This window comes from Streptomyces sp. NPDC037290, assembly GCF_055603245.1.
In genome coordinates this window covers 1150452-1164974 of the sequence record NZ_JBVJVZ010000001.1, presented here as the reverse complement: position 1 = coordinate 1164974, position 14523 = coordinate 1150452, and the positions used below count along the sequence as shown (strand labels likewise).

14 protein-coding genes are annotated in these 14523 nt (G+C 71.5%); 7 read left to right on the top strand and 7 right to left on the bottom strand.

Annotated elements, in window-relative coordinates; translation table 11 throughout:
• Positions 1 to 141: 141 nt before the first annotated feature.
• Positions 142 to 939, bottom strand: coding sequence for an HAD family acid phosphatase (locus ACZ7HQ_RS05350; protein ID WP_470984896.1), 798 nt, complete (start codon positions 937 to 939; stop codon positions 142 to 144).
• Between the two features lie 134 nt (positions 940 to 1073).
• On the opposite strand from ACZ7HQ_RS05350, the gene ACZ7HQ_RS05345 reads away from it, so the two are divergent.
• Positions 1074 to 1376, top strand: a complete 303-nt coding sequence (locus ACZ7HQ_RS05345; protein WP_470984893.1) for a hypothetical protein — start codon at positions 1074 to 1076, stop codon at positions 1374 to 1376.
• Positions 1377 to 1513: 137 nt separating this feature from the next.
• Here the strand turns inward: ACZ7HQ_RS05345 and araD are convergent, their stop codons facing one another.
• The 6 genes from araD to ACZ7HQ_RS05315 all read right to left on the bottom strand — a co-directional run bounded on the left by araD (position 1514) and on the right by ACZ7HQ_RS05315 (position 8096).
• Complete coding sequence (gene araD, locus ACZ7HQ_RS05340) at positions 1514 to 3247, bottom strand: L-arabinonate dehydratase (protein ID WP_470984891.1); 1734 nt, start codon at positions 3245 to 3247, stop codon at positions 1514 to 1516.
• Entirely contained in the window at positions 3244 to 4155 is a 912-nt protein-coding gene (locus ACZ7HQ_RS05335; RefSeq protein WP_470984888.1) for a dihydrodipicolinate synthase family protein, read from the bottom strand. The genes araD and ACZ7HQ_RS05335 overlap by 4 nt, the downstream gene beginning before the upstream one ends.
• Positions 4152 to 4817 carry a GntR family transcriptional regulator gene (locus ACZ7HQ_RS05330; RefSeq protein ID WP_470984886.1) on the bottom strand — a complete coding sequence of 222 codons (666 nt, stop codon included), beginning with the start codon at positions 4815 to 4817 and terminating at the stop codon, positions 4152 to 4154. The genes ACZ7HQ_RS05335 and ACZ7HQ_RS05330 overlap by 4 nt, the downstream gene beginning before the upstream one ends.
• 133 nt (positions 4818 to 4950) lie before the next feature.
• On the bottom strand, positions 4951 to 5562 hold the full coding sequence (locus tag ACZ7HQ_RS05325) for a TIGR03086 family metal-binding protein (protein ID WP_470984883.1): 612 nt from the start codon (positions 5560 to 5562) through the stop codon (positions 4951 to 4953).
• 191 nt (positions 5563 to 5753) lie between these two features.
• The gene (locus ACZ7HQ_RS05320; RefSeq protein WP_470984880.1) at positions 5754 to 6917 is read right to left on the bottom strand and encodes a hypothetical protein; all 1164 of its coding nucleotides are present in this window, start codon (positions 6915 to 6917) and stop codon (positions 5754 to 5756) included.
• A 237-nt stretch (positions 6918 to 7154) separates the two neighbouring features.
• Positions 7155 to 8096, bottom strand: coding sequence for a 5-dehydro-4-deoxyglucarate dehydratase (locus ACZ7HQ_RS05315; protein ID WP_470984877.1), 942 nt, complete (start codon positions 8094 to 8096; stop codon positions 7155 to 7157).
• Positions 8097 to 8322: 226 nt separating this feature from the next.
• On the opposite strand from ACZ7HQ_RS05315, the gene ACZ7HQ_RS05310 reads away from it, so the two are divergent.
• The 6 genes from ACZ7HQ_RS05310 to ACZ7HQ_RS05285 all read left to right on the top strand — a co-directional run bounded on the left by ACZ7HQ_RS05310 (position 8323) and on the right by ACZ7HQ_RS05285 (position 14420).
• A complete protein-coding gene (locus ACZ7HQ_RS05310; protein WP_470984875.1) occupies positions 8323 to 9132 on the top strand; it encodes an NAD-dependent epimerase/dehydratase family protein in 810 nt (269 codons plus the stop codon).
• 323 nt (positions 9133 to 9455) lie between these two features.
• Entirely contained in the window at positions 9456 to 10226 is a 771-nt protein-coding gene (locus ACZ7HQ_RS05305) for a DeoR/GlpR family DNA-binding transcription regulator (RefSeq protein WP_470984873.1), read from the top strand.
• Positions 10227 to 10304: 78 nt separating this feature from the next.
• Complete coding sequence (locus ACZ7HQ_RS05300) at positions 10305 to 11675, top strand: ABC transporter substrate-binding protein (protein WP_470984871.1); 1371 nt, start codon at positions 10305 to 10307, stop codon at positions 11673 to 11675.
• Positions 11672 to 12610 carry a carbohydrate ABC transporter permease gene (locus ACZ7HQ_RS05295; protein ID WP_470984868.1) on the top strand — a complete coding sequence of 313 codons (939 nt, stop codon included), beginning with the start codon at positions 11672 to 11674 and terminating at the stop codon, positions 12608 to 12610. The genes ACZ7HQ_RS05300 and ACZ7HQ_RS05295 overlap by 4 nt, the downstream gene beginning before the upstream one ends.
• The gene (locus tag ACZ7HQ_RS05290) at positions 12607 to 13434 is read left to right on the top strand and encodes a carbohydrate ABC transporter permease (protein WP_470984865.1); all 828 of its coding nucleotides are present in this window, start codon (positions 12607 to 12609) and stop codon (positions 13432 to 13434) included. The genes ACZ7HQ_RS05295 and ACZ7HQ_RS05290 overlap by 4 nt, the downstream gene beginning before the upstream one ends.
• A complete protein-coding gene (locus tag ACZ7HQ_RS05285) occupies positions 13431 to 14420 on the top strand; it encodes a zinc-dependent alcohol dehydrogenase family protein (RefSeq protein WP_470984862.1) in 990 nt (329 codons plus the stop codon). The genes ACZ7HQ_RS05290 and ACZ7HQ_RS05285 overlap by 4 nt, the downstream gene beginning before the upstream one ends.
• Positions 14421 to 14523: the final 103 nt, after the last annotated feature.

Sequence of the window (14523 nt, the reverse complement as noted above, 5' to 3'; positions counted from 1 at the left end):
GCGCCGTACAGATCGCCGCTACAGTTCCGGATCTCGTTCCGGCAGCCGAGGCTGACGACGAACGCCGGCCCCCGCCACGGCACGGTTGTGCCGGTGACGGGGGCCGGGTACGAGCGGCTGCTCGGGACGTACGGCTGGCGCTCAGCTGACGAAGTACGTCGGGTTCGGCAGCTTGTAGGTGCGGTCGGCGTAGCCGCCGTCGAGGTCCGAGTACTGGTCGCCGAAGTTGGCGATGACCTCGTAACCCAGGTCGTCCTCGATGTGCCGGCGGGTGCCGGACTTGTACTGCACGGTGGTGCAGTTCCAGGCGCCCGGGGTGGCGCAGTCGCTCAGGTAGGCCGGCGGGTTGGCCTTGTCCTTGAGGAACATGTGGTCGGCGTCGAGGTTCACATCGGCGCCGACCTTCTTCAGGTTGGCGACCGCGGCGGCGCGCTGCGCCTCGCTCAGACCGGAGTTGTAGAAGACCTCGACGCCCTTGGCCTCGGCGTACTGGACCAGCTCCGGGCTGCCGAAGACCGCCGGGCGGTCGGCGCGGTTCACGTAGTCGTTCCACGTGGTGGGGTTGTACGTGTAGTTGTAGCGCTTCTCGTAGTCGAGGCTGAGCAGCAGCGTGTCGTCGATGTCGAAGACGACGGCCGGCTTCTCACCGTGGCGGTGCGCCTTGCGGGCCGCCCTGTCGATGTAGCGCTTGGCGTCGGCGTCGAGCTGCGCCAGGTCCTTGGCGTAGGGGCTGTCCGGGGACGCCTGGTAGACGCCGTTGCTGTCGGCGGTGGTGCCGTAGTACGTGTCGATGTCCTTCACCAACTGCCCGATGTTGTAGGGCTCGTGGGTGGAGTTCGCCGTCGACTGACCGGCGGTGGCAGCACCCGCGCCGTAGAGGGCGACGCCGGCAAGGGCACAGGCGGCACCGGCGGCGACGACTCTGTGGGACTTCCGCATGGATTCTCCGGATCTGGTGAATGAGAGTGATGTACCAGGTCAGAGAATGTCTACGCGCATAACACCCTGCCCTGCGAGTAGTGTTATCCGATCGATACGCACTTCTCGCTCCGCAGAACAGGGACATCACGCGCATGCAGCACCTCGCCGCAGGGACCCACGGGCCGTCGCCGGTGTTTCTCGTCGTCTGCGCCGTCGTCGGCCCGACCGCCCTGTGGTGCGGGGTGAACTGGGCTTTCGACGTGCGCGGGATCGCCACGAGCAGGGCGGAGCGGATCCGGCGCAGGAACGAGGAGACGTGGGGGGCCGCGGGACGGCTCGGTGGGTCGCCCACGCTCTTCGCGTCTGCCGGCTATCTGCGGTTCCTGGGGGCGCTGATGGCGCTCGCGGGCGCGGTCGCCCTTCTTGCCGCGTACGAACTGTGGCGGCTGAACTGATCAGTTCATCGTCGCGCCGACGGTCGTGCTCCCCCCTCGTCAGGGCGCGGCCGAGGTGAACGTGGCGGAGCCGGGGGTGCCGTGGAGGCCCGAACCGTCCGGCTTCCGCGTTCCGGCCGCGCTCCCGGTGCGCCCGGTCAGCCGGCGTAGGGGTCCGGCACCTGGCCCGGCCGGGCCAGGAACTCGAAGTCGCAGCCGGTGTCGGCCTGGGTGATCTGCCCGTTGTGGAGGACGCCGTAGCCGCGCGCGTACCGGGGCGGCGGCGGGGTCCACGCGACCCTCCTGCGCTCCAGCTCCTCGTCGTCCACGTGCAGGTGCAGGCTGCGGGCCTCGACGTCCAGGGTGACGAGGTCCCCGGTGCGCACGAGGGCCAGCGGGCCGCCGATGTACGACTCCGGGGCCACGTGCAGCACGCAGGCGCCGTAACTCGTGCCGCTCATCCGGGCGTCGGAGATCCGGACCATGTCCCGCACGCCCTGCTTGAGCAGGTGGTCGGGGATGGGCAGCATGCCGTACTCGGGCATCCCTGGGCCGCCCTTGGGCCCGGCGCCCCGCAGCACCAGCACGCTGTCCGCGCTGATGCCGAGGGCGGGGTCGTTGATGGTGCGCTGCATGGTCCGGTAGTCGTCGAAGACGACGGCCGGGCCGGTGTGCGCGAGCAGGCGGGGCTCGGCCGCGATGTGCTTGATGACCGCGCCGTCCGGGCAGAGGTTGCCGCGCAGGACCGCGACCCCGCCCTCGCTCGCGACCGGGTTGTCGCGCGGGCGGATGACGTCGTCGTCGTGCACCCGGGCGCCGTCCAGTTGCTCGCGCAGGGTGTCGTACGACACCGTCGGCCGGTCCAGGTGGAGCAGGTCGGTGATCCGGGACAGGAAGCCGGGCAGACCGCCCGCGAAGTGGAAGTCCTCCATCAGGTACTTCTGTCCGCCGGGGCGGACGTTGGCGAGGACGGGCACGGTGCGGGCGATGCGGTCGAAGTCGTCCAGGGTGAGTTTCACCCCGGCACGGCCCGCCATGGCGATCAGATGGATCACGGCGTTGGTGGAGCCGCCGAGGCCGAGGACGGTGGTGACGGCGTCCTCGAAGGCCTCGCGGGTCAGGATCCGCGACAGCCTCCGGCCGGTCCGCACCAGCTGCACGGCCGTCATCCCGGCCCTGGCGGCCATCCGTTCGTGCCCGGAGTCGACGGCGGGGATGCTCGACGCGCCCGGCACGGTCACGCCGAGTGCCTCGGCGGCGGCGGTCAGCGTGGACGCCGTACCCATGGTCATGCAGTGCCCCGGGGAGCGTGCGAGGCCGCTCTCCAGCTCGGCCATCTCGCAGTCGCCGATGAGACCGGCGCGCTTGTCGTCCCAGTACTTCCACATGTCCGTACCGGACCCGAGCACCTCGCTCCGCCAGTGACCCGGCAGCATGGGCCCGGCGGGCACGAAGAGGGCGGGCAGGTCGGCGCTGGCCGCGCCCATCAGCAGCGCGGGTGTGGACTTGTCGCACCCGCCCATCAGCACGGCCCCGTCGACCGGGTAGGACCGCAGCAGTTCCTCGGTCTCCATCGCCAGCAGATTGCGGTAGAGCATCGGCGTCGGCTTCTGGAAGGTCTCGCTCAGCGTCGAGACCGGGAACTCCAGCGGAAACCCCCCGGCCTGCCACACCCCCCGCTTCACGGCCTGCGCGCGGTCCCGCAGGTGCACATGGCACGGGTTGATGTCGGACCACGTGTTGAGCACGGCTATCACGGGCTTGCCCAGGTGCTCCTCGGGCAGGTAGCCGAGCTGCCGGGTCCGGGCGCGATGACTGAACGACCGCAGCCCGTCGGTGCCGTACCACTGGTGGCTTCTCAGCTCTCCGGGCTTCTTGCGGGGCGCGCTCATATGGACCACCCGGCGACGATGGCGGCGACCTCGGCACGCTCGGCCCCGGGCAGGGGCCTGCTCGGCGGGCGGACGTCGGGGCGGCACAGGCCGAGTGCGGCGAGGGCTTCCTTGACGACGGTGACGTTGTCGGCGGAGCCGTGCGCGGCGCGCAGTTCCTCGAAGCGGCGGATCTGCTCCCAGATCTTCATGGCGGCCGGGTAGTCGCCCGATCGAAGCGCGTCAACCATGTTCAGCGAAACGGCCGGGGCGACGTTCACGAGCCCGGAGGTGAAGCCGGTGGCGCCCGCCGAGAAGTAGGAGGGGGCGTAGGGCTCGGCGAGACCGGCGACCCAGACGAAGCGGTCCAGGCCCGCGTCGCGCGCGAAGCCCGCGAAGCGCGCGGCATCCGGTACGGCGTACTTCACCCCGATGACGTTCGGGCAGTGGTCGGCGAGTTCGGCGAGCCGGGCGCCGGGCAGCTGCGCGTTGCGGAGGTACGGCACCACGCCCAGTTCGGGCACGGACTCGGCGATGGCGCGGTGGTAGTCGACCCAGCCGGCCGCCGACACGTACGGGTGGACGGGCTGGTGGACCATGACCATCCGGGCGCCGAGGTCACGGGCGTGCCGGGCGGCGGCGACGGCGGTGGGCAGGTCGTGCCCGACGCCGACGAGGACCGCGGCACGGTCGCCGGCCTCCTCGACGGTCAACTCGGTGACCAGTCGGCGCTCTTCGGGGGTGAGCGCGTAGAACTCGCCGGTGTTGCCGCCCGGGGTGAGCGTGCGGATACCGCCGTCGAGCAGGCGACGCAGCAGGGCCCGGTGGGTGTCCTGCTCGACGGTGCCGTCCGCGGCGAAGGGGGTCACCGGGATGGCCACCACGTCGGCCAGGGCCGCCCGTTGGGTCTCGAACGTCACGCTGCTCATCGATGACCTTCCTCTGCATGGGGGCCGGTGTCCGAGCAGAACGCGCGCCGGACGAAGGACGCGATGTGGGTGTGCAGGGCGCTCGCGGCGCCGTCGGCGTCCCCGTCGAGCGCCAGCCGCAGGATCTCCCGGTGCTCGGCGGCCTCCCGCTCCCAGGACGGGTCGGCGGCCCAGGCGACGGCGGAGACCAGGGCCGCCTGGTCGCGGACCTCGTCCAGCATCCGGCCCAGCAGCGGGTTGCCGCAGGGCAGGTAGAGCGCCCGGTGGAACTCCCGGTTGGCGAGGGAGCGTTCGGCGGTGTCGGCGGCGCGGTCCGCGCGGGTCAGCGCGTCGCGCGCGGCGTCGAGGGGGGCGCCCCGCCGGACGGCCCTGCGCAGCGCCTCCGGTTCCAGCAGCAGCCGCACGTCGTACACCTCGCGTGCCATGTCCGCGTCCACCATGCGCACCGTGACGCCCTTGTACTGGTTCATCACGACGAGACCTGTCCCCGCGAGGGTCTTCAGCGCCTCCCGCACCGGGGTCTTGGACACCCCGAACTGCGCGGCCAGTTCCGTCTCGACCAGGGCCTGACCGGGGGTCAGCCGCCCGGTCAGGATGCGGTGTTTGATCGCGTCCAGGACGTACTGCGTGCGGGACGGGATCGGGGTGGGGGCAGAGGTCATGCGGCCCTCTCGGATCTCACATATCGCGTCTCATATATGACGTACGAAGTACGACGCGATGAAACTAGGAGCGGGCCGCTGATTCGTCAATGCTTCTGACAAAGGAAGGTGAGGGGCGAGGGGACGGGGCGGGTCACCGGGTGTGAGCGATCGATGGTTTCCAGGGGTGCCATTCCGGATTCCGGCCGCTCAGTCCCACCGCCCGGTCCAGCAGGGGTGCCTCCTGCGGAACCGGGACGACCGGGCCGAAGAGGCCGTTTCCGCGGTTCGGGTCCTCGGCGGCGACGAGGAGGAATCCGTGGGCCGAGTCCAGGGCGGCCGGGTCGGGAGCGTAGGACCGGCCGGTGGCGCGGGCCAGGTCCCAGCCGTGAATGACCAGTTCGTCGGCGACGACGGCACCGGCGACCTCGCCGGGCAGGGTCACCCCGCCCGCCTGGGTCATGCCGGTCCAGGCGTCCGGATCGCGCCAGGCGTCGGCGAGCTCGTCCAGCGCCTTGGGCAGCTCGCCGCGCCAGTCGGGGCCGATGTCCGGGACGGCGGCGTTCGGACTGGTGCCGGTCGTCGCACCGAGGTCCTTGCGGGCCGCGTCACGGAAGGCCACGCACACCATGTGGAGGTGGCCCAGCAGATTCCGCACCGCGCAGTCCGGACACGGTGTGGGGGCGGGCAGCTGCTCGTCGGTCACGGACTCGACGAGCCGCGCCACGATCCTGGCCTGCGGGCCGAGGTCGACCATGGTCGTCATCGCTCACTCCTTCGCTGGTGCACTCCTCGTACGAAGGGCTGACCGGCCGAGCCGGGGAAACTCATCGGTGCGGATGGGGAGCGCCGCAAAGGGGAGCGGGGAACTGCGGGAAACGTGGTGGCGGTGGCCGTCGCCCAGCTCATCGGGCCGGGCGCCTGCGTCGCCCTGCTCGGTACGGCGGCTTCGCCGGTTCAGCGCGCGGGCAGCGCCTCGCGCACCGCGGCGAGGTCCGAGTCCGACGCCAACCCCGCGTGATAGAGCCGCAGTTGGGTCGCGCCCTGGGCACGCGCGCGTGCCGCGTCCGCCGCGAGCGTGCGGGGGCTGCCGCCCATCCCCGTGACGACGGTGAAGTTGGCGGCCAGCACCGTCCGCTCCCCGGCGTGTTCGGCGAAGGGCGCCAGCAGGGCCGTACCGCCCGTGCACGGCACCACCACGCCGTCGGTGACCGAGAGGACGCGGGCGGGGTCGGCGCCGGCGTTGGCGCCGCAGCGGTAGGAGACCGGGTCGGCGTGCATCAGCACCTGGAAGCCGGCCGGTGCGGCGGCCCGTACGGCGGCTACGGCCTCCTCCTGGAGGGTGCCGGCGGTGTCGTCGCGCCACGCGCGCGTGCGGGCGGCCGTCTCCTCGCCGAGCAGCTTCGTGACCGTCGGCCAGCCCCCGTCGTCCGCCGCGCCCCGCCACAGCGGCTCCAGCGCGGTGCGCACCGAGGCCGCCAGCTCGTCCGGGTCCAGGTCCTGTCCGGCGTACCCGGCGCGGCAGGACGGGCAGAAGCACAGGGCCATCAGGTACTGCCCCGCCTCTCCCAGCCCCACCCCGGAGATCTTGTCGTGGGCGTGCAGGTGCTGCAGCCCGTACCAGCCGAGGGACTCCAGCTCGGTGCCGTGCGCGCCGGGGCGTACGGCGGCCTCCGCGGCGAGGTCGACCAGGTACGCGCGCGTGGCGGGCTGGGCGATGCAGGGCGCCCAGGGGTAGTGGTCGCCGTAGGCGTTGACCACCGAGGTGTCCGGGTGTTCGGCGCCCAGGCGGGAGTTGTGGGCGAGGACGACCCAGGTGTGCACCTCGAGCCCGGCCGCGGCCAGCGCCTGCGCGGCCTCGCCGTAGGCGTCACCGGGGGCCCAGCGGCCGGCGGGGTACGGCCTGAGTCCGCGGCCCGCCCAGCGCCCGCCCGCCGGGTAGAGGACGGCCGCGTACTCGGCGGTGACGATGCGGTGGCGGGGGTGGCGGGGGGTCAGGGCGCGGGTGGAGTGGTAGGCGGCGGCGAGGGTCACCTGCTCGACACCGAGCCCGGCGATGCGCGCCGGGGCCGCGGGGTCCCCGTTGACGTCCCACGGATAGACGAACGCCGACGCCTTCACACGCCCTCCTTCGAGCCACACGGACACACGCTCACACGCCCGCCCCTCGATCCACACCGAGCCCCACCCACACGCCCCTCCTCGACGCCACACCGGGGCCCGCTCGCCGCCGTGTCAACCGACGCCCGCGCCCCGACCGCACCGACGCCCGCACCCCCAGCGCCGGGATCGAAGACCCCTCACGCCCCCACCCCCGATGCCGTACCCACACCCGCCCCGTGCCGGACCGACGCTGTCTCACGCGTCCGTCTCCAGCAGCTCGTATCCCCGCTCGATCAGCTGGGCGAGTTGTTTGACGTGGTCATCCGCCGGCTCGTGCAGCGGGGGCCGGACCTCGCCGACGTCCAGGCCGCGCAGCCGCACGGCCGCCTTGACGAGCGAGACGGCGTAGCCACGGCCCTGGGCGCGCAGTTCCGCGAACGGGCGGTAGAAGCCGTCCAGGAGGCGCCGCAGGGTCGCCGTGTCGCCCACGGTCAGAGCGCGGTGGTAGGCGAGGGCGATCTCGGGGGCGAAGCAGAAGACGGCCGAGGAGTACAGGGTGACGCCGAGGGCGTGGTAGGCGAGCTGGGTCTGCTCGGCGGTGGGCAGGCCGTTGAAGTACAGGAAGTCACCGGGATCCTCGGTGCGTACGGCGCTGATGATCCGCTGCATCAGGTCGAGGTCGCCGAGGCCGTCCTTGAGGCCCGCGATCCCCTCGGTGCGGGCGAGTTCCACCACCGTCCGCGGGGTGAAGACGGCATTGTCCCGCTGGTAGACGATCACCGGAAGAGCGGTGGCCGCGGCGATCTCGCGGTAGTGCCGCAGCAGCCCCTCCTGGCCGGCGAGCACGAGATACGGCGGCATGGCGAGGAGGCCGTCGGCGCCCGCCGCCGCGGCGAGGCGCGCGTAGCGGACGGCGAGCGCGGTGCCGTAGCCGGCGCCCGCGACGACCGGGACGCGTCCCTCGGCCGCTTCCACGGCCACCCGGACGCAGGTCTCGAACTCCTCCGGCAGCAGCGCGTGGAACTCGCCCGTGCCGCAGCAGGCGAACACGGCGGCGGCCCCGGCCGCGACACCACGGCTCACATGCGTGCGGTAGACATCGAGGTCGAGTGCGCCATCGGGGCCGTAGGCCGTGACGGGGAAGAAGAGCGGCCCGCGCGGTTCGCTGAGACGTTCGGTGAGAGGGGCTGGCGTCACGGGCTCTCCCTTGGGACACGCCGACGCGTGTTTGCGATCCACGCTTCTGATCCACGTCCATATTTCTGAACGCGTCCACGCTACGGGCCCCTCTTGCGGCAGGTCAAGCAGGCGCAGCTCCGACCCGCGGCGCGAATTCGCCGGCCACACGGGACACTTGACGGTGCACGCGCGACATCTCTAGCGTGTCCACGTATGTGAATAGCGGCCACAAGGAGGACCACGGATGCCCGCTCCCCGCACCATCCTGCTCACCGGCGCCGCCGGCGGGCTCGGCACCCTGATGCGGTCCCTGCTGCCGGAGTACGGCTACACGCTGCGCCTGCTCGACGTGCGGCCCGTCGAGGGCGAGCCGGACGCGATCACCGCCGACCTCGCCGACAGGGAGGCGTTGCGCGAGGCGGTGCGGGGCGTGGACGCGGTGCTCCACCTCGCGGGCATCTCCCTGGAAGCCCCCTTCGAGAAGATCCTCAGGTCCAACATCGAGGGCACCTACAACCTCTACGAGGCCGCCCGCGGGGAGGGCGTGCCCCGGATCGTCTTCGCCTCCTCCAACCACGCCGTCGGCTTCACCCCGGCCCCGCGCCCGGGCGAGCCGCCGATCCCGGTCGACACCCCGCGCCGCCCGGACACCTTCTACGGCCTGTCCAAGTCCTTCGGCGAGGATCTCGCCCAGCTGTACTGGGACAAGCACGGCCTGGAGACCGTGTCCGTGCGCATCGGCTCCTGCTTCCCGGAGCCGACCAGCGTGCGCATGCTCTCGGTGTGGATGAGCCCGGCCGACGGCGCCCGCCTCTTCCATGCCGCCCTGACCGCCGAGAACGTCGGCCACACGGTCGTCTACGGCTCCTCCGCCAACACGCGCCTGTGGTGGGACCTGACCGGCGCGCGAGCGCTCGGCTACGAGCCGCGGGACGACTCCGAGCCGTACGCGGAGAAGCTGATCGCCGAGCAGGGCGAGCTGGACCCGGACAACCCGGCACACAGCCACCTCGGCGGGCACTTCGTGAACGACCCACCGATCTGGCCGTACTGAGCTCTCCGGTTCCGGGCGAATCGCCAAACGGTTTCCGAACGGTTTCCGAGCGGTTTTGAGCCCTCTGGCGGCCGAAAAAGATCCCCCACGCGCGCGGGCGGGCACCGAACGGGCCCGCCCGCCGCCCCATTCGGGCATCGGCGGCGCCCGCTCCCACCCCGCCCCGCCCGGCGGTGCAGGTCCGCGCCGGGCAGCCCGTCCGGCGAACGGGCCCACCCGGGCAGTATCGGGCCCCCAACAGGCCTGGTCAGCGGCGCACACCCCCGGTAGAAACTTTCCCCAAGGGCCCGAACGGGCAGTTCCGTGGGAAGGTGGGCGGCACCATGAGCACGAGGACGGCGGAAGAACGTCAGCGCGAGATCGTGCGGGCCGCTCGCGCGAGCGGCGCGGTCGACGTCACCGCGCTCGCCGCCGCACTGGGCGTGGCCAAGGAGACCATCCGGCGCGATCTGCGCGCCCTGGAGGACCACGGTCTGGTCCGCCGGACGCACGGCGGCGCCTATCCGGTGGAGAGCGCCGGCTTCGAGACGACGCTCGCCTTCCGCGCCACCAGCCATGTGCCCGAGAAGCGCCGGATCGCGGCCGCGGCGGCCGGGCTGCTCGGGGATGCGGAGACGGTCTTCGTGGACGAGGGCTTCACCCCGCAGCTCATCGCCGAGGCCCTGCCGGCCGACCGGCCGCTGACCGTGGTCACCGCGTCCCTGCCGGTCGCGGGTGCCCTGGCGGAGGCCGAGCAGATCTCCGTGCTGCTGCTGGGCGGCCGGGTGCGCGCCGGCACACTGGCCACGGTCGACCACTGGACGACGAAGATGCTCGCCGGTTTCGTCCTCGACCTCGCCTACATCGGCGCCAACGGCATCTCCCGCGAGCACGGACTGACCACGCCGGACCCGGCGGTCAGCGAGGTCAAGGCGCAGGCCATCCGGGCCGCGCGCCGCACCGTGTTCGTGGGCGTGCACACCAAGTTCGGTGCGGTCAGCTTCTGCCGGTTCGCCGAGATCGGCGCGCTGGAGGCGATCGTGACGAGCACCCAGCTCCCGGCCTCCGAGGCCCACCGCTACTCCCTGCTGGGCCCGCAGGTCATCCGGGTCTGACAGTCCATCTCACTCCCCCCGGGGGGTGTTCCACACCTCCGAACGCCCCTTATATCCCTATATATCCAGGAGCGATCCATGCGTATCCCGAGCCGACGGAGGCCGCGAGCCACGCTCGCCATGGCCGCCGCAGGGACGCTGCTCGCCCCGCTGCTCTCCGGCTGCTGGGCCGGTGCGGGCGGGACCGGTTCCGGCGGCGACTCCATCAACGTCCTGATGGTCAACAACCCCCAGATGACCGAGCTGCAGAAGCTGACCGCCGCCCACTTCACCAAGGAGACGGGCATCAGGGTCAACTTCACCGTCCTGCCCGAGAACGACGTCCGCGACAAGATCAGCCAGGACTTCGCCAACCAGGCCGGCCAGTACGACGTGGCCACCCTCTCCAACTACGAGATACCGATCTACGCCCGCAACGGCTGGCTGCACGAGATGAACCCGTACGTCGCGAAGGACCCGGCGTACGACGAGCAGGACGTCCTGAAGCCGATGCGCCAGTCCCTCACCGGCGACGACGGCAAGCTCTACGGGCAGCCCTTCTACGGCGAGTCCTCCTTCCTCATGTACCGCAAGGACGTGTTCGCGGCGAAGGGCCTCACCATGCCGGCCCACCCCACCTGGCAGCAGGTCGCCGACCTGGCCGCACGGGCGGACGGCGCGCAGCCCGGCATGCGGGGCATCTGCCTGCGCGGGCTGCCGGGCTGGGGCGAGCTGATGGCCCCGCTGACGACGGTCGTGAACACCTTCGGCGGCACCTGGTTCGACAAGCACTGGAAGGCCCACCTGGACTCCCCGGAGTTCGAGAAGGCGACAAAGTTCTATGTCGACCTCGTCCGCGCCCACGGCGAGTCCGGTGCTGCGCAGTCCGGGTTCGCCGAGTGTCTGAACGACATGACCCAGGGCAAGGTCGCCATGTGGTACGACGCCACCTCCGCGGCCGGTCTGCTGGAGGCGGCGAACTCCCCGGTGAGGGGCAAGCTCGGGTACGCCCCCGCACCGGTGGAGCGGACCGGGTCCTCCGGCTGGCTCTACACCTGGGCCTGGGGCATCCAGAAGGCCTCCCGCAATCCCGACAAGGCCTGGAAGTTCGTCTCCTGGGCCTCCGGCAAGGGCTACGAGCAGCTCGTCGGCGACACCAGCGGCTGGTCGAACGTGCCGGCGGGCAAGCGGGCGTCGACGTACGAGAACGCCGACTACCGCGCGTCGGCCGCGTCCTTCCAGGAGATGACCAAGGAGGCCATCGAGAGCGCCCGTCCGGACGACCCCGGCGTGCAGCCGCGGCCCGCGCCCGGCATCCAGTTCGTCGGCATCCCCGAGTTCACCGACCTCGGCACCAAGGTCTCCCAGGAGATCAGCGCGGCCATCGCCGGACGCCAGTCCGTCGACTCGGCCCTCAAGAACTCGCAGGCGCTCGCCGAGAAGATCTCCAAGGAGTACGAGGGACGATGACAGCGACGACCACGGCCCCCCTCGCGGCCGCCCCCACGCGCATGGTGAAACCACCCTCGGCCCGGCTGCGCGCCTGGGCCACCCGGGCCCCGCTGCTGCCGGCCCTCGTCTTCATGATCGCCGTGACCCAGCTGCCGTTCGTGGCCACGCTGGTGATCTCCTTCTTCGACTGGAACGCCCTCTACCCCAAAGCCCGGCACTTCACCGGTCTCGACAACTACCGCCAGGTGCTGACCGACGCCGGCCTGCGCCACTCGGTGTGGACGACGGTGCTGCTCACGGTGGCGGTGGTGCTGGCCAGCCTGGTGCTGGGGCTGGCACTGGCGCTGCTGCTGGACCGGAGGTTCCGCGGCCGGGGCGTCGTGCGCACCCTGCTCATCGCGCCCTTCCTGGTGGTGCCGGTCGCCGCCGCCCTGCTCTGGAAGCATGTGCTCTACAACCCTGAATACGGCCTGCTCAATGGGCTGTTGCACTATGTGGGTGGCCCACAGCCCGACTGGATCTCCCACACCCCGCTGCTCGCGGTCGAGGCCTCCCTGGTGTGGCAGTGGACACCGTTCATGATGCTGATCCTGCTCGCCGGCCTGCAGAGCCGCGACCAGCAGCAGATCGAGGCCGCGCGGGTCGACGGCGCGAACGACTGGCAGATCTTCCGCCATCTGACCCTGCCCCACCTGCGCCGCTACCTGGAGCTCGGTGCCCTGCTGGGCTCGATCTACATCGTCCAGAACTTCGACGCGGTCTTCACGATCACATCGGGGGGACTGGGGACGGCGAACCTTCCCTACACCGTCTACCAGAGCTTCTACCAGGCCCACGAGAACGGCCTCGCCTCGGCCGCCGGCGTCCTGGTCGTCATCGGCTCGATCATCATCGCGACCTTCGCCCTGCGCGTGGTGTCGTCCCTGTTCCGCGAGGAGGTGTCCCGCGCATGAACGCCGTACTGCGCCGGAACGGGCTGGGCCTGGTGGCCTGGCTGGCCGGGATCGTGTTCTTCCTGCCGATCGCCTGGATGGCCCTGACGTCCTTCCACTCCGAGGCGGACGCGGCGACCAACCCGCCGTCCTTCGCGGCGTCGCTGACACTCGACGGCTACCGCGAGTTCTTCGGCAGCGGCGGCGGGCCGAGCCCCTGGCCCGCGCTGATCAACTCCACGGTGGCGTCGGTGGCCTCCACGCTGTGCGTCCTGCTGCTGGCCCTCCCGGCGGCGTACGCGCTGTCCGTGCGGCCGGTGAAGAAGTGGACGGACGTGCTGTTCTTCTTCCTGTCCACGAAGATGCTGCCGGCCGTGGCGGGCCTGCTGCCGATCTACCTGTTCGCCAAGAACGCCGGGATGCTCGACAACATCTGGCTCCTGGTCGTCCTCTACACCTCCATGAACCTGCCGATCGCGGTGTGGATGATGCAGTCCTTCCTCGCCGAGGTCCCGGTCGCCGTCATCGAGGCGGCCCGCGTGGACGGCGCCCGTCTGCCGACGATCCTCGCGCGCGTGGTGGCCCCGATCGCCCTGCCCGGGATCGCGGCGACGGCCCTGATCTGCTTCATCTTCAGCTGGAACGAGCTGCTGTTCGCCCGGGTCCTCACGGGCGTGGTCGCCGAGACCGCGCCCGTCTTCCTGACCGGCTTCATCACCAGCCAGGGTCTGTTCCTGGCCAAGGTGTGCGCCGCGTCGCTCGTCATCTCCCTGCCGGTGCTCGCCGCGGGGTTCGCCGCCCAGGACAAGCTGGTCCAGGGCCTGTCGTTGGGAGCCGTGAAATGAAGGCCGCCGTCATCGAGTCCGTGGGCCGCGCCGTCGTCACCGAGGTGCCGGACCCGACGCCGGGCCCGCGCGAGGTCGTCGTCGAGGTGGCGGCCTGCGGCCTGTGCGGCACCGACCTGCACATCCTCCAGGGCGAGTTCGCGCCCAAGCTGCCGATCGTCCCCGGACACGAGTTCGCGGGCGAGGTGGTCGGCGTCGGCAGCCAGGTCACCGAGGTCGCGATCGGCGACCGGGTGGCCGTGGACCCCTCGCTGTACTGCTACGAGTGCCGCTACTGCCGCACCGGCCACAACAACCTGTGCGAACGGTGGGCCGCGATCGGCGTGACGACGGCGGGCGGCGCGGCACAGTACGCGGTCGCCCCGGTGGCGAACTGCGTGAAGCTGCCGGAACACGTCCGCACGCAGGACGCGGCGCTGGTGGAGCCCCTGTCGTGCGCGGTGCGCGGCTACGACGTCCTGCGGTCCCGCCTGGGCGCCCACGTGCTGGTCTACGGCTCCGGGACCATGGGCCTGATGATGCTCGAGCTGGCCAAGCGAACGGGCGCGGCGAGCGTGGACATGGTCGACGTGAACCCGGCGCGCCTGGAGACGGCCCGCCTGCTCGGCGTCTCGGCCGCGGCGGGCAGCGCGGACGAACTGGACCGCCCGCAGGGCTGGGACGTGGTCGTGGACGCGACCGGCAACGCCGCCGCGATCCAGGACGGCCTGGACCGGGTGGCGAAGGCGGGCACGTTTCTGCAGTTCGGCGTGGCCGACTACGCGACCCGGGTGACGATCGATCCGTACCGGATCTACAACCAGGAGATCACGATCACCGGTTCGATGGCCGTCCTGCACAGCTTCGAGCGTGCGGCCGAGCTGTTCGCGAACGGGGTGCTGGATCCGCAGGTGTTCATCAGCGACCGGATCCCGCTGGAGCGGTACCCGCAGGCGCTGGAGCAGTTCGCGGCGGGGGTGGGGCGGAAGATCGTGGTCGTGCCCTGAGCGGACTCGGGGTCGGGCCCTGAGCGGACTCGGGGTCCGGGCCCCGACCCGATTGGGGGGCGGGTAAGGGAACGGTAAAGCGGTGTCGTTCGTTCACCCGGCA